Origin of the sequence: Streptomyces sp. NPDC006430 (assembly GCF_040612395.1) — a bacterium.
Classification (GTDB): domain Bacteria; phylum Actinomycetota; class Actinomycetes; order Streptomycetales; family Streptomycetaceae; genus Streptomyces.
In genome coordinates, this window is the sequence record NZ_JBEXQA010000048.1 from 14,861 (window position 1) to 29,918 (window position 15,058).

The 15,058-nt window shown below is 68.2% G+C and carries 10 protein-coding genes; 2 read left to right on the forward strand and 8 right to left on the reverse strand.

Translation table 11 applies throughout. The features are described from left to right. Positions 1 to 64 precede the first annotated feature (64 nt). Positions 65 to 4,417, reverse strand: coding sequence for an FG-GAP-like repeat-containing protein (locus ABZZ20_RS34385; RefSeq protein ID WP_356876517.1), 4,353 nt, complete (start codon positions 4,415 to 4,417; stop codon positions 65 to 67). Positions 4,418 to 4,849: 432 nt separating this feature from the next. Here ABZZ20_RS34385 and ABZZ20_RS34390 point away from each other — a divergent pair, with 432 nt between their 5' ends. Continuing rightward, positions 4,850 to 5,005 carry a hypothetical protein gene (locus ABZZ20_RS34390; protein WP_356876519.1) on the forward strand — a complete coding sequence of 52 codons (156 nt, stop codon included), beginning with the start codon at positions 4,850 to 4,852 and terminating at the stop codon, positions 5,003 to 5,005. A gap of 313 nt (positions 5,006 to 5,318) precedes the next feature. On the opposite strand, the gene ABZZ20_RS34395 is transcribed toward ABZZ20_RS34390, so the two are convergent. Genes ABZZ20_RS34395 through ABZZ20_RS34425 form a run of 7 tightly spaced genes read right to left on the reverse strand, consistent with a single transcriptional unit; the run spans position 5,319 to position 13,879 of the window. After that, the gene (locus tag ABZZ20_RS34395; protein ID WP_356876521.1) at positions 5,319 to 7,283 is read right to left on the reverse strand and encodes a DUF3732 domain-containing protein; all 1,965 of its coding nucleotides are present in this window, start codon (positions 7,281 to 7,283) and stop codon (positions 5,319 to 5,321) included. Positions 7,284 to 7,287: 4 nt separating this feature from the next. Beyond that, positions 7,288 to 7,764 (reverse strand): three component ABC system middle component, encoded by a 477-nt coding sequence (locus ABZZ20_RS34400; protein WP_356876523.1) that lies wholly within the window; start codon positions 7,762 to 7,764, stop codon positions 7,288 to 7,290. Then, positions 7,757 to 8,941 (reverse strand): ABC-three component system protein, encoded by a 1,185-nt coding sequence (locus ABZZ20_RS34405; RefSeq protein WP_356876525.1) that lies wholly within the window; start codon positions 8,939 to 8,941, stop codon positions 7,757 to 7,759. The genes ABZZ20_RS34400 and ABZZ20_RS34405 overlap by 8 nt, the downstream gene beginning before the upstream one ends. Before the next feature lie 46 nt (positions 8,942 to 8,987). After that, on the reverse strand, positions 8,988 to 10,127 hold the full coding sequence (locus ABZZ20_RS34410) for a hypothetical protein (RefSeq protein WP_356876527.1): 1,140 nt from the start codon (positions 10,125 to 10,127) through the stop codon (positions 8,988 to 8,990). A gap of 1 nt (position 10,128) precedes the next feature. After that, positions 10,129 to 11,130: a TniB family NTP-binding protein gene (locus tag ABZZ20_RS34415; protein ID WP_356876529.1), complete on the reverse strand. Its 1,002-nt coding sequence runs from the start codon at positions 11,128 to 11,130 to the stop codon at positions 10,129 to 10,131. After that, positions 11,124 to 13,193 carry a transposase gene (locus ABZZ20_RS34420; protein ID WP_356876531.1) on the reverse strand — a complete coding sequence of 690 codons (2,070 nt, stop codon included), beginning with the start codon at positions 13,191 to 13,193 and terminating at the stop codon, positions 11,124 to 11,126. Before ABZZ20_RS34420 ends, ABZZ20_RS34415 begins: the two co-directional genes overlap by 7 nt. Then, positions 13,190 to 13,879 (reverse strand): TnsA-like heteromeric transposase endonuclease subunit, encoded by a 690-nt coding sequence (locus tag ABZZ20_RS34425; protein ID WP_356876533.1) that lies wholly within the window; start codon positions 13,877 to 13,879, stop codon positions 13,190 to 13,192. Before ABZZ20_RS34425 ends, ABZZ20_RS34420 begins: the two co-directional genes overlap by 4 nt. Positions 13,880 to 14,337: 458 nt before the next feature. Here ABZZ20_RS34425 and ABZZ20_RS34430 point away from each other — a divergent pair, with 458 nt between their 5' ends. Further along, positions 14,338 to 14,760 carry a hypothetical protein gene (locus ABZZ20_RS34430; protein WP_356876535.1) on the forward strand — a complete coding sequence of 141 codons (423 nt, stop codon included), beginning with the start codon at positions 14,338 to 14,340 and terminating at the stop codon, positions 14,758 to 14,760. The last annotated feature ends 298 nt before the right edge of the window (positions 14,761 to 15,058 follow it).

Here is a 15,058-nt window from a genome sequence, read left to right on the forward strand (position 1 = left end):
CTTTCGAAAGAAACGGGCAGGACGGCGTCCCGGACCGGGATGGTCCGGGACGCCGTCGTGGGAATCAGTTCTGCATTTCCAGGAACTGGACGCGGTCGCGCGTCCACTGGCCCGCCGGGGCCGACCAGCCGCCGACGGAGTCGTTCAGCTTGCCGTCCGCCTTGGTGGTCCAGGTGTACGCCTTGACGCTGCCGTCGTCGTAGCCGTAGAAAGCGCCGAGGTCGTCGCGGCCGTCTCCGTTGAAGTCGCCGGTGACGATCTTCATGTTGGGCCGGTGGACGTGGCCGGCCGCCACGCTCCACGCCTCGTATGTCGAGGCGAAAGTACCGTCGGCGCTGCTCGGGAAGACGTTCACGCCATCGTGGCCGTCTGCGTAGTCGTACCAGGCGGCGAGGTCGTCGCGGCCGTCGCCGTTGAAGTCGCCCGCGTGCAGCGACGTACGGGAGAAGTCGTCCCGGGGACCGGAGCTCCACGAGGAGACGGGGGCGAAACCGGCGTTCGCGGTGGACGTGAACGTCCAGATCTTCTGGCTTCCGTCCGAGTAGCCGTAGAGGGCGGCGAGGTCGTCGCGGCCGTCTCCGTTGAAGTCGCCGGTGACGGTCTTGGCCCGGGAACGGTCCCAGCTGTTGTAGCCGTGCCAGTAGCTGACGGGATAGTTGAATGCACCGCGCGCGGTGCTGGTGAAGGTCCAGATGGTGTCGTCGCCGTCGAAGGCGTCGTACCAGACCGCCACGTCGTCGCGGCCGTCGCCGTTGAAGTCCCCGCTGTACGGGGTCATCCGGTCGAAAGTCCACTCGCCCGGTCCGACGGACCAGGACTTGACCATCTCGTTGAACGTGCCGTCGCCCTTGCCGGTCCAGGTGAGGAGCGCGACGCTGCCGTCCGCGTACCCGTAGACGGACGCGACGTCACCGATGCCGTCGCCGTTGAAGTCGCCGGTGACCCGCTTCATGTTGGGGGCGTAGAAGTTGCCGGCGTTCGCCAGGTAGGCGGACTTGGGCGTCTGGAAGCTGCCGTCCGAGTTCGTGGCGAAGGAGTGCATCCCGTCGCTGCCGTCGCCGAAGTCGTACCAGTCGGCCATGTCGCTGCGGCCGTCGCCGTTGTAGTCGTGGCGGATGCCGCTGCCGCTGGACCACTGGGCCCTGCTCCCGGCGTCGAAGACGACAAGGTCGCCCGCGTCCTGCAGCAGTGCGTAGCCGTCGGGTGCCTTGGTCTTGGACTCCCACAGCACGGTCGTGCCGTCCGCCTTGTAGACCACCAGGTTGCCGTCGCCACGCATGACGGCCTCGGCGCCCGCATTGCCCGAGGTCTTCGAGGACCACAGGGGCTGGTTGGCGAGGGAGCTGACGACGAGGTTGCCGTCGCCCTGCATCGTCAGCTTCGCCGAGCGCGAGCTGAGCGACTGCCCCGCGGCCAGGACCGTCCCGGACGGGATGCGGGAGCCGCCTGTGATGCCGTCGATGGAGAAGGGGCCGGCGAAGGAGAGGTTGTCGGCTGCGGGCGCCTTGCCCGGCCAGCCGACCACCGTGTTGTCGGTCTTGCGGGCCCACAGGTCCGCGATGCCATCACCGGTGACGTCGCCGACGGAGCCCACGCCCGGGTAAGCGGCGGCCGTGACGCCGGAGCCGATCTTGACGCGGGCGGCCGTGTCACCCCAGGTCGTCGGGTCAAGGTAGCCGTTTGCGGCCTTCTTGCCGTACGAGCGCAGGATGTCGCCGTTGGCGTTGTCGCGCAGCCACAGGTCGGCGATCCCGTCCCCGTTGAGGTCGCCCGGGGCGATCACGGTGTACTTGTCCCAGTCGCCGCCACCTACGAGAACCGGCTCTCGGACGTCGAGCGTGCGCGAGGCGCGGTTGCCGTAGTAGGCCCAGAGGAATTTGCCCTGCTTGACCAGCAGGTCGGGATGGCCGTCCCCGTTGAGGTCGCCGGCTGAGACGACTTGCTCGGCGTTGAACCAGTGGTCGTCGCCGGTCCACGTCTCGTCGCCGAGGCAACCCAGGTCCTCGTTCACGACCGGGCAGGAAACGGTCAACTCGGTGTACCGGTCCGAGACGGTGCCATTGCCGTTGTTGGGGTAGGTCCAGAGCCGATTCTTCTTCTCGATGTCGTCGTACCTGAGGGCGACGAGGTCGTTGTAGCCGTCCTGACCCCAGTCCCCACGCGAGTCCACGACGGCTCCGGAGAAGGACTTGCCGCCGTTGGTGGCCACGGCGAAGGTGCCGTTGCCCTGTCCGGCGTAGGTGAGCAGCGTTCCGTTGGAATCGATGCTCCAGATGTCGTTGTTGCCGTCGCCGTTGAGGTCGGCGGGCCCGTCCCGGAGCTGGGAGCGGCCAGCGTAGTAGAGGTAGCTGGCTGCGTCGGAGCGGTTGCCGGCCTTGTCGACGCTGTACGCGTAGACGAAGTGCGGTCCGTAGCCGGGCGGCCGCACGAAGGCGGCTGCGCCGGGCAGCGCGTCGTTGGTGTCCGGGTCGTAGTCGGTCCACCATACGTAGTGGTCGACGTCGGCCACGCCGTTCGGCGAGAAGGTGAACGTGCCGGTCTCGCGGGCTTTGCCGGTCACCGCGGGCCAGCCGTTGTCACCGGGCGGGAACTGGTTGCCGCTGGAGGCGATCACCGGCGGCTTGCTCGGGCGGGTCCGGTCGACGGTGAACTTGCAGGTCTCGGACCACTGCGAGTACGCGTCGTCCTGATCCTTGGCGCGCACCTTCCAGGTCCAGTCGCCGGTCGGCAGACTGGCGTCCGGAACAGCCCAGGCGGTGACCTTGCCCTTGGTGGCCGGCAGCGACTGCGTGGCCGACGGACTCGTGGCACCCGCCTTGAACAGCTGGAACTCGGCGGTGAGGTTTCCCGCGTCCTGGTCGTCGAAGGTGGCGTACAGGCTGACCCGGGTGTTGCCGATTAGCCCGCCCGCCTGGCATGCGGTACGAGGGCTGGTGCCCAGGCCGGCCGGACGCGTCGGCGGGAAGTTGTAGACCGTCTCCAGTACGGCTGTCTTGGCATCGAACTTCTTCCAGCCGTAGGTGTCGCTCTCGTTGGAGGCGTAGAGGCCCAGGGTGATGTTCGCCCAGCCCTGGGCGGCCGCCTCGCGCATCTTGTCGGTGACGAGGAATTCGAGGTTTCCGGCGGCGCAGTCGTTGCTCCAGCCCTTGGAGTCGTCGACCGTGGCCAGCTTCGACTTCTTGGCGGGCTGGTTGTTCCAGGTGGTGTTCTTGGAGATGCCGCCGGTGTGCCACAGCTCGACGGGCCGGTCCTGGCATGACCAGGACCAGGTGTTGCGGATACGGAACACCGAACTCTTCACCTGTGCGTACTTGGTGTCGCTGGTGTCGAGCTGGACGAAGGACCGGGAAACGCGGTTGGAGCCGCCCGTCTCGGCCTCGTAGCCGACTCGGATCGGGTCCTTGGTGTTCCAGAAGGAGGTGTTCGGGTACTGCCTGTAGACCCGGGTCCAGTTCTGCTTCTCGCCCCAGGCCCACGACGGGTCGATAAACACCGGGTAGGCGGTACCCGCACCGGTCAGGAGGCCCTGGTCCGGCTTGATCTCCAGGGTGCCGCCCGTGACGGTGGTTGGCATTTGCGCGTCCTGCGCGCCGGGACCCGGCTCGAAGACATCGGCGGGATGCTCCGCGTCCTCGGCGGCGGACACGCCCTGCGGGACGGAACGGGTGGACATCAGAAGGCTCTTGGATGTGGGGGCCGCGGCGGTGGTGGAGTCCCACATCAGGGGGGACGGGCTGGAGAAGACCGTCTGCCCGGCCGGGTTCACGGCGCTGACGCTGCCAGTGGTCCCGTCGACGGAAACGTTCAGGCCGACGGTGTCGACCTTGTACTTCAGCGAGGCGAGTTCCGGGTTCTGGGCGGCGGCCGCGGTCTTGACGACGAGCAGCTGCGAGAACCCCTCCACCTCCGCCTTCAGCTGAAGGTCTACGCCAGGGAGAACCTCGGCGTACGTGGCCACGTTCGCGGCAAGGGTCGGTGTGGGTAGGGCCTTCGGCCAGGTCAGCGAGAGCGTTCGGCCGTCCTTGACGCCGGTCAGCAGCGGCGCGGTGCCGCCGCCGGAGAAGGCCACATCTACCGTCGAGGCCTTGGGGATGACGGTTCCTGACGGTGCGAACACCAGGGTCGCGTCGGTAGGCACCCATGCTCCGGCCCGGAGCACGCGTACCGGGGTGCCGTAGCGCTTGACGGACCACGTCCCGTCCGGGAGGGCCCAGGTGTCGGTCGACTCCGTGCGGGCGGAGGTCAGCTCGTACGGCTGCCCTGTGGCCTTGGCCTGCTCCAGCGCGAACTCCTCGGCGCTCTTGGAGCCTTCGGTGACCGGGTCGGACGGCGGGGTCGCCGCCGCCGCGGTGGCGACGCCGATGCCCGGCACCAGCAAGCCGGACGCGGTCAGGCCTGCCACGAGGGCGAGGGACACGACGCGGTGCAAGGCGTGCCCTGTGCCCCCACTGGGTCTTCCGCGTCTTGCCCGTCTTGCACGTATTCCGGTTCCGGTCGCGCGTGTTCTCATTTCCGGCACAGCCCTGTTCTTCTTGAAACCGAAGGCGTAATGGGCTCGAGGAGAGTTGCTGCCCTGCAACTTGCGAGACCCTGCTAGACGTTATGTCGGGGCTGACTGGAAATCAATTAGCGTTGACTCGATCACAACAGCTGTGGGTGGGCAGGGGGGATCGGCTACAGTCTCGACCTTGAGTAGGGTCCTCACGCCCGACGGCCGGGGGCCGCCGGGAAGGCAGCCGAAAGACATCAGCACGTACCCGTTCACGACGGGCAGGCTGTAGCCGGTCAGCGAAACTGAGCAGCCATTACGCTCCTGACCTGGGGTTGTGCAAGTCGGGGTGCGGTCCAGATGTACCGCGAGGCGGACCCGAAACCGGTGATCCGCCGGATGGCCGGAGAGCTCGGGGTCCATCCCGAGGCTCTGCGGACCTGCATCCGCCAGGACGAAGCCGTCCACGGGGAACGCGACGACCGGCTGACCACGCACGGCGGAGAAGTTGGCTGAGCGGGGTGGCGGCTGCGCTGGCTCACTGAATCTGCGCAGAGTACGGCGCGCGTCAGTCGTCTGATCTGTGGAGTTCCCAGTTTCACTGATCGCCGACAGGACTGTCGCCGGTCAGTGAAGCTGCGCAGTGGGCAGGCTTTTGACCTGGGGTTGTGCAGTTTGGTTGAGCGGCTTGGTGCTGTGGTGGCGCACTGAATCTGCGCAGGCCTGGGGTCGGCCAGCCATCTGACCTGGGGAGTTTCTGGTTCCGGGTGTGGTTGCGCAGGTTGGTTGAGCACTGCGCAGTTTCGCTGATCCTCGGAATGTGGCGTGGCTACGGGGTGGGGTTGGTGTCGAGCCAGGTGGTGGGGATGAGCTTTTCGCCGTTGCGCCAGTTGTAGCGGACGGAGTCCTGGTACCAGGTGTGGGGCAGGTCGGCGTGGTCGCTGACGATGATCTGGAAGCCGGGGGACAGCTCGGTGACGACCTGGTGCATGAGCTTGAAGAGTCCGGTGACTGTCACGCGGTCTTCGTCCAGGGCGAGGTCTTCCAGTCGTCCTCGTGCTTTGGCCATGTCGGAGGGGTAGTAGGGCTGGGTCGGCTGGTCGAGCATGAGGAAGCGGGGTACGGGCCGGCTGTTCGCGGTGAAGTACTGGTGGAGGGCGAGGTGGGCGGCCAGGTGGTAGCCGACGTGGTTCTTGCCGCTGCCGATTCGGAGCAGTTCGGTGATGCCGTCGGGGGTGTCGGTGACGACGGTGAGCTTCTTCAGGTTCAGGCGAACCAGGCCGTCGCCGTGCTCGAGTTTCAGGAATTTGGCATGGCTGCTCATCTTGCCGCTGATGTAGCCGAGGCTGTGGGTGAGCTTGTCGTCGATGGCTTCGCTGTCGAGCTGTTCTTCGAGGCCTTGGACGAGTTGCTGTGCGATGGCGACATCGGCTTGCAGCCGCTGGAGGTGGCCGCCGTCGGTTGTGGCGCTGAGCTGGCCCAGGTAGGCGCTGATCCTGCCGCGGGTGTAGGCCTGGGCCTCGGCTTGTCCGAGGAGGCCGGCCTGCTCGGAGCGCTGCTCGGCGATGACGCTGAGGGCGCCTTCGATGCCGCGGAGCTGTTCACGTAGCCCCGTTGCGGTGCGTTCGATCTCGCGCAGAGCCTGTTCGCGGCGGGGCTGGACTGCTTGCACGCTGTCGAGCTGGCTGCGGAGGTCTTCGAGGGTGGTGTGCATGTCGCCGACGGTGGGGTCGGGCTCGGCCAGCTCGTTTCCGCACAGGGGGCAGCTGTGTTCTCCGGGGAAGCCGTCGGGCACGAGGTTGAGTGCGGACAGGCGTGACATGCCGCGGCTGACGGCTCCGCTGTAGCCCAGAGTCTCGCTCCCCAGGTCGTTCAGGAGCTGGCGCTCTTCCGCCAGGGACCGCAGCTGTCGGCGCAGAGCCGCGGACTGTTCGTTGAGAACAAGCTCCTGCCGACGCTGCTCCTCGTCTCCGTCGCGCCGGGCCGGCCGGAAGGAGGAGGCTTGCTGGAGTGCCGCGATGACCACGTCCCTGTCCGGGCTGCTGAAGGCGTCGTCGGCCAGGAGACCGTGAACTCGGGCTTCGCCCAGGAGTGACTGGAGCTGTGACTCCACCGTTTGGTTTTGCTCCTGGGCGGCCTTGAGGCGGTTCTCCGCACTGCGCAGGGCTCGTTTGGCCTGGAGGAGCTGCTGCTGGAGTGCTGCCTGGTCTTCCGGGACCGCGCCGAGGAAGTACGGGATCGTGGCCTTGAGGCTTTCGGGGATTCTGCTTTCGTTCTGGCGGTGGAACAGGATCCTCTTGGAAGCGACCTCGTCCTGGTTCTGCAGACAGAGCAGGACGGCGTGACCGAGATTGGCGCTGAGCGGGGCGGCCAGGCTGCCGGCAGCGGGCTCACTGCGGGTGTCTCCGATGCCGAGCCGGCGTCCGATCTGCTGGCGCAGCTGGGTGGAGTCGGTGTTGATGCGCAGGTCCGCCAGCTCCGGGACGCCGAGGTCACTGCCGACTTCGAACATGGCGTTGGTGACGGACTTGGCCGTCGGGCTGGGCGCTGGCCGTGCGGCGAGGATGCGAGTGTCGGCCAGCTGCAGAATGACTGCGTACCAGGCGACGGTGGTGAAGATCGGGCTGACCGGGAGAGTGGCCTCGTCTCTGCCGAGGCAGTAGTCGACGATGTCTAGCAAGGCGCTCTTGCCTGTCTCGGAGGTCCCGGTGACGATGTTGAGTTCGCCGAGGCGGAAGTCCAGGACGCGCTTTTCGCCGCTCTTGCTGTAGAGGATGATCGACCGGATCTGCACCCGATCAGGGTCTCACGCCCAGTAGAGCAAAGATGGTCGAAGGGTTTTCTGACTTGGCTGTCCAGCGGCCTATCAGAGAAGCTGCCTTGATGAGCTCGGCGAGTTCGCCCTCGGTGCGGGACTTCGCGAGCGTGCCCTTGAGGCAGCCCTGTTCGATGGCGAGCATCTGGTGGCGGAGCCCGAAGCGCAGGCCTTCCCGTACGGCGGGTCCCAGCGAGCTGCTGCGTGGTGCAAGGCCGGCGACGAGCACGGGGTGGTCAGCCACCCAGTTCGTCAGATGAGTGCGCGTTGATGTGGGCAGTGCCCGCCGTGTGGGCCGGTGCAGAACCAGTGGTGCCACGAGGAAGGCCATGGGCCACGGCATCAGCCTGCCGGAGGCCTCCCGCTCGTAGTCGCGTGCCGCGGTAGCGGCGATCCCGGCTATAAGAGCGGGGTTGAGGAAGGCGGCGCTGGCCTGCGGTCGCCGCGTCCAGCTAGGCACGCGCGGCCCTGATCAGATCCTTCACCCGTGCCTCGAAGTCGGGGTGCCAGCCGATCCGGCCGCGGTCGGCCAGTTCGTGGTGCTTGCCGCGGGAGAAGAACGCCTCGTCGTACGCCTCGCGGATCCGATAGCGGGTCTGGTCCAGGGTTTTGCGCAACAGTGCCTTGCCTGCCTGTTCCTGCTCACGGTCGGTGGCGTCGTCGCCCAGGTCGTCGAGCATCCAGTCGAACTCCCGCCGCCACTCGTCGGAGAGGTTGCCTTCGAACCGTGCCAGCTCGTCGAGGTCCACCAGGTCGTCTTCGAGCCAGGCCACGGTCTGGGTGTAGGCGCGGTAGTAGTCCACCATCGCTCTGTTCAGCTGGCGGCCGGCGCCTACCCAGCGCAGCTGGTGTACGAAGCGGGCGTCGGACAGCTCAGCCTCGGCCTCTGCGGGGAAGTCCTCGCGTTCCACCAGCGTGGGCAGTCTGTCGGAGGTGTAGTCGTCTCGGATGCGGCTGATGCGCTGCATCACCCGGGTCACGGAGACGCTGGTGTGCCGCTTCTGCAGCATGTCCACGGTCTGCTCGTACCACCACGCCCACAGCTGCTTCATGAAGGAGTCGGCGTGCCCGTCCGGAAGTGCGGCCCTGAGTTTCACCCGTACCTGCGCGTCGAGGTCGTCGATGGACGGGGTGCCATCGATGACCCGCATCCGCCGTACGAAGACGGCGCGCTGCGCGGGGGGAAGATTCAAGAACGATGCTCGTGCGTCCTTTGTCCCTGTGGCCGTCGATTCCTTGGCTGCCGCGGTCAGCAGCTCTAGAGCCTCGGCGGGCGCCGGAACGGGTACCTTGAGCGCGGCCATGGCGGTGCCTGGGCGGGCTCGCTGGGTGGTGACCAGGGTCAGTGAGGGGCCGTTCTCGTCGCCGGGGGCGTGGGTGTCCATCCAGGACTGGATGGTCCGCCAGACGTCGTCGTCCTTGTCGCCGAGAGTGCGCACGCTGCGGATGTGGTGTTTGACCTGCAGTAGATCGATGGGACGGCCGTCCTGCTCCCAGGCGACGTCGTCGTGGAGTTCCAGGCTGATCGCCCCGTCAGGACGCTCCTCTTGACCGCGTAGCAGTTCGAGCAGGGCGAACTGCGCCTGGAAGAGGTAGCCCAGGGCGGAAGCCGATGCCTCATGCGCGGAGGACGCCATGCCCTCAGTCTCCCGATTCCGATCTCGAACTGTCCAGGACATCACACTAATCGAACATAGTTCCGTCGGACGGGCGAGGTTCAGCGCCTGGTCTGGGGCCCGGCTTCCGGGCTGTTCTCCGGTCCTTCTGGCCTGCCTGCTCACGTGATTGGGCCTGCCCGCGGGGCGGCTGATAGCCGAGTTTGGTGAGTTCGGTGGGGCCGGGGGAGTAGGGCTTGTGCCGGTAGGGCCACCGGCTACGGGGGTAGGGGTGGCGACCGGGTGTGTAGCTGATGCGGTTGCCGAACTGGTCTGGGTACAGGGCTGGGTTTTCGAGCCAGGGCCGGCCCAGGAGGGTGGCGATGGCGGTGTGGAGGGGATGGGTGCGCCCGGGGCGTTCGAGGACGTGGAGCGTGCGCGGGTGACGGGCGAAGAACTGGGCGAGGGCGATGGTCTCGGGGTAGGTGATCGCTTCCCGGGCGAGGGCGTACCACAGGCGGGCGCGCTTGTTGTTGCCGATGCGGCGGGCGCGTGCGGGCCAGATACGTTCTTCTGCCGGTGCGGCGCGCCGCCAGGTCTCGGTGAGGTTCATGGCCAGTGCGAGGGCGTGGTCGGCGGCTGAGCCCCAGCGTCGGAGGAAGCGGATATGGATGCGGTGGGCGGCGAGGATCTCGGGGGTCCGTGAGAGGTCGGCGTGCTCAACCGGCAGTCGGGTGTCGGCGAGGGTGTGGCGGCCGAGCATCCAGGTGCGGTGACGGCGGCAGATGAGATGGGTGTCGGGCAGGTACTGGGGAACAGGGTGGGGCTGGCCGGTGCGGGCGAGGGTGCAGCGGGGGCAGCCCGTGACGGCGTACGCGGAGGCGAGCCGGAGCCGTGCGCGGGGGGACTGAGGATCCGGCTTGTCGCGGTAGCGGTTCCATTCGGGGAGCGCGTGGGCGAGGTGTTCGTCCGGGATGCCGGCGAACGCGGCGATCAGGCAGCGGCTGGGGGCGTTGAGGTACAGCTCGATGCTCGTGTACGGGCCGTAGGGCTTGGTGCATTCGGGATGAAGGAGCGGCGGGTGGATTCCGAGCCCGTGGAGCAGTTCTGCCGTGTCCAGATGATGCCGGCGGGCCAGACGCTGAAGATAGGAGACGGTCGTTTCCCACTGGACGGGGGCCAGGCGCCAGATGCTGGCGCGCGGGGCGGGGTGGTGTCGGCGCGGCATGTCAGGCCCGGGGAGCGGGACGGGCGCTCTGTTCGGCGAGTTCGTCGAGGTCGATGGCGTTGAGGAGCTGCTTGGTGATCTTCTCGGTGCCGTCGAGGATGGCGGCGATGGCGGCTTCCCGGACGAGGGCGGAGAGGCTGCCGATCCTGCCGCCGGTGCGCTGGTGGAGGTAGGCGGCGTGCCGGGTGAGGGTGTCGGGGCGGTGTGCTTGGAGGTGCAGGGCCTGGTCCATGCCGCGGACCAGGCCTTCCCAGGCGGTGCGCTGCGCGCTGCTGCCGTACGCCAGGGGTGGATTGCGCACCATCTTGAACCGCCCGGCCAGCTGCGCGCCGCGGCTTCCCGTCAGGAGCGGGGATGCCTCGATGGCGACACCGGCGTAGACGAAGGTGGCGGGGATGCGTTCGCTGAGGTGCTTCATCTGGTCGGAGGTTTCGGCCCCGATGCGGGTGCGGGTGTTGAGCAGGTGGACGTCGTCGACCAGGACGAGTTGGGTCGCCAGATCGTGCAGGGCGGCGCAGACGATGTCGGTGATCCGCGCTTGGTTCATCGTCTTGCCGATGGGCAAATCGAGGAACCGGGCCAGCTCGGAGACCAGCATCTTCGGGGTCGCGGCAGGTGGCACGGACAGGAAGACCACCGGTAGTCGCTCTTCGAAGCCGCCGTGGCGTGCCCGGTCGGCGAGGTGGAAGGACCGGCCGAGCTGCTGCAGGGTGGTGGTCTTGCCCGTGGTCGGTGGCCCGGAGATCAGCAGTCCCCGGCGGGCGGTGCCGTTGTGCCGCCGGTTGAGAATCATCAGCCGGCGCAGGGTGAGGGAGATCTTGGCCATGGTGGGGGTGGACAGGATCACGAAGCGTGAGTGGTAGTCCAGGCGTTCCTCCGCGCTCCAAGGGCCGGTCCCGGGCAGGCACGGTGGTTCGGTGTCGACGAACCGCGTCCACTCGTGCCAGGTAGTCGGTGACGCGTACGGGTCGTTGTCCGTCTCCTGGTCGGCGGACATCACCATTTCTGTGCCTCCTGGTGCGCGTCGAAGATGTTCCAGGCCCCGGCGGTGTCCGGGGCAGGGCAGGCTTCCTCGTCCAGGGGCGGGAGCTGCTCGGCGGGGTGATCCGGCGGGCCTGTGTCCGCCTTCCGCCGCCGTGCGGGCTTGGATCCTGCCTGTCGGCCTGGGGCGTTACCGGAACCGGTGGTGCTGTCGGCTCTGCTCGAGGGGCCGGGGTAGGCGCGGCGGAGGAGTTCGTCCAGGTGGCGGGCGAGGCGTTCCTCGTGGTCAGCCCGGTCTGCACGCCGTGTGACCACGCTGCGGATGTGTCGCCAGGTGGTGTCGGTGAACGGCCTGGACACCAGACCCTGGTGGATCCAGGCGACCCGTTCCCAGCCGTGGGGGAGTCTGACCCAGCATTGCCACGGCTCGTAGGGGTTGTGGTGGACCTCCCACTTGCCATCCGCGGCGGTGGAGCGTTTTCGGTGTCCGTTGAGTGCGGGGCCGTCGTAGGTGCGGTGCTCGAACCGGATGCCCTCGTCTGTGATCGCGCACCGCCTGGAGGGGAGCAGTTCGATCCAGTCCGTGCCGTTCAGGGGAACGGGTACGTGTCCGGCGATACCGGTGAGCGCGGCCCACATTTCGTTGGGGGTGAGGGTCAGACGGGGCATGAGCGGGTGCCGTAGCCGCTCATGGCGCCGTTCCTGCCACCCGCAGACGATCCATTCGTCCAGCAGGTCCTGCAGCTGAGGCAGGGTCCAGCACGCTTCGTCTTCCACGGTGCTGCCGCGTGCAACCAGGTGGTTTCCGGTGTATCCGGCAACGTACTGCGCGAACAGAGTGCCGATCGCCCCGAAGCCCCGCTCCACGTGTCCTTTGGCGTGCCCGGAGGCCGGGGGACAGGGCTGGACCGTGATTCCGAGGTATTCGGCGGCGGCGAGGAAGCAGCGGGAGACAAACACCTTGCCCTGGTCGATGACCACGGTCGTCGGCCGGATCACCGGCCTGGCGGCCGCCCCCTGCATGCGGGCGTCGATGGTGACGAGCCGGGTGTGGGGGATGACGGAGGCGGCCATGGACAGATAGGCGGGCCAGTCGGGCCGCATCGGCTGTGGCACCAGCGTCTGGGCCAGGAGCACAGCCGCGTCCACTGCCTTGGTGCCTTTCGGACGCAGGACGGCCGCGGTGATGCTGCGGGTGGCCACGTCCACCGCCATCGTCAGCTCCGGCCGCCGAGCCTGGCCGTCCTCGCACACGACCATCACGTCCAGCAAGGTGCTGTCCATCATCACCAGCTCCCCAGGCAGCGTCGCGACCGTCGGAGTGAACACCGGCTCCGGCCGGGATGCCCGCCGCCGCTCGCCGGCGGCTGTCAACGCGATCTGTCCCTGCTCGGCAACGGACCGCACCAGCCGGTTGAACGTGGCCACCGGCGGCACCGCCACCGCTCCGGGCCCGTGGGCGTCTTCCAGCAACCACCCCACCTGGCGCCGCAACCGGCTCAACGTCCCCGTCGAACGCCCCTGCTGCTCCTCCAGCGCCCGCTTAATCGCGGCCACCACCCGCGGATCGGCCCGCCCGAGCGCAGACCGCTCCCGTTTCAGCCGGCCGTCGACGAGACCCCATACCCCCTGCTCGCGGTAGCGGGCCCGCATCCGGCGCACGGTGGCCACGCTGACCTGCTCCCCGGTCGCGGTCAGCTCGGCTGCCTTGGCCGCCTCCCGCTCGGCGAGCCCGTACACGGCCGGGTCGTACCCGGGGCGAGGCGGCCAGTCCCGGTGGGGCCCGATGTGGCCAGTCTCGACTTCCAGGATGTGCCGCTCCCAGGCCAGGGCCCTCTCCCGGACCGCGGCGTCAAGCCCGTCCAGCGGACCGTGGACCGGAACCCGCGACCGCCCCGGCCGGCGGGGGTCCAGGACGGCGAAGTCCTGCGCACCGAGTACCTGGGTGAGCAGCAGAACCTGCACCCCTGCGCCCTTTTCGGCGACCAGCCGGCAGCGCGGCCCGTCCAGACCGGCCATGACGTGGACGCCGCCGTCGAACCGGATCCGGTCCCCGACTTCGACGACGTCTGTGGGATGCTTCACCGCTTCGGCTGCTTCCGCCGCCCGGCTGGCACAGCAGTCACCAGGGTCTCCTCGCTCAGGGGACAGCCCCAGGACATGCTCAGCAGGCCGTTCCAGAGCCCGTGGTAGACGGCTGGCAGCGTCGCGATCGGGTCCCCGAGCCGCAGTGCACCCTCGCCCAGCGCGGTAGGCCGGGCGAACGCCCCGCGCAGCCGGGCGGCGGGGATACCCACCGAACACCGGGGATGCGGGTAGACCGACAGCCAGCGCCCATTGGCCAGGGCCACCGGATCCGCGGAATCCGCGAACCGGTGCTCCCACCCTGCCTCCCGAGCACACGCCCCGACCACCCGCGCCCGGCCGACGAGCCGTGCGGACGGTCCGCCGCTCCCGGGGCAGTCCACAAGACGAATACCACCGGCACCCATGCCCACGGCCAGGTCAGGGGCATGGGTGACAATCCGACCCCGCTCCTCCCACACGAACTCCACGGGACGGCTCACCAAGCCCACCACCTGCGGATCCTGATCCAGCATCATGACCGCGTCCCGCATAGCCGCGCTCCCGTACCCCACCAGACGACCGGTGGTCGCTGACCACCACCCCGGAGCCAACCGCCGCCCCCGCCGCAGCGGGAAACCACGCACCATCGCGCACTCCATGAGGCGCAGCTCCACGATGGCTGCCCGCCATGGCCTCTGGAGCATGACCCTGTCCGGCCCGACGAACCGCACGTCCACATGGCGCGGATGCACCCCCCGCCCCCCTCCACCGAACCCAGTGGCCCCCCGAAGGCAAGCCGCCCTTGCGCCCATTGAAGAAGGCTCGGTCAACCTGCGCAGTGCGCAGATATACCGAGCCACACGATGTTGTGAAGCACCCTCTGACCAGCCCGAACACACCCCTTGACTCTGCTATTGCCCCCTGGCCTGCAGGAACCCAAGCCGACGACCCGAGCGCAGGGCCCCAGACCAGTCCCGAATCCCAGATGAGTTCCGCTGCACAACAGGCAGCCTGTGCAGGCCGGTTGGGCAATGGCGCCTGGCCCCTGGCTGGCGACCCCGCTCTGCGAGCTGAGCCTCAGCGAGGCATGCCCCCTAGGCCAGTTTCAATCTGGGAATAAGAATGAATCACACCTGCGGGGTGGGGCTGGCATGATCGGGTTATGCCTATCACTGTCGAGTTCTTCGTGGCACCGGATGATGAGGTGGCTGCTCGGGTTGGGCCGAGGCAGCGCCGTCACGGGTTTCCCTCGTTCGCGTGTGCGGATTTCTACCCTGACGATGCGGTCGCGGACTGGGAGGTCCTGCTTGCAGAGGGTGTGGGTACAGGCTCGCGTGATGTGGTGCCGATGAAAAATGACGGCTTCACGGTGTTCCAGCTGCCTTCCGGGCTGTGCTCCGCTCTGGTGCAGGCGAGCAGCGGCCGGCTCGTCGAGGTTGCGGGTGCATGGGCTGAGCTTGCCGCGGTCAAGGACGAGGGTGTGCCAGCCGAGACAGCGGTCGAGATCCTGACGGAGTTGGCGGGCCTGGCCCGCACGGCACAGGGCCTTCGTCAGCCTCTCTACTGCTGGTACTTCGCACCCTGACCGGGCGCCGCCCACAGCAAACACCCCAGCCCCCGCCCTGCTGCCAGCCAGGCCCGCGAAGCGGGCCTCAAGTCCTGGAGGCGAAGCCGGAAGGACCAGGGCGGGGGAGCGCAGCGGACCCGCCCAACGGGCCGCAGGCCCAGACCTCGTGAAACGAGGTCACCTCCCGTGCTGTGCACGGGAGGTCCGGGTCCGCGAAGCGGACCTCGTTCGGGTGCAGCGAAGCGGAACCCGAACAGTCCGAAGCGAAGCGCAGGACCCCGGCCCGAAGGGCCGGCCCTGGCTCGGCGAAGCCGAG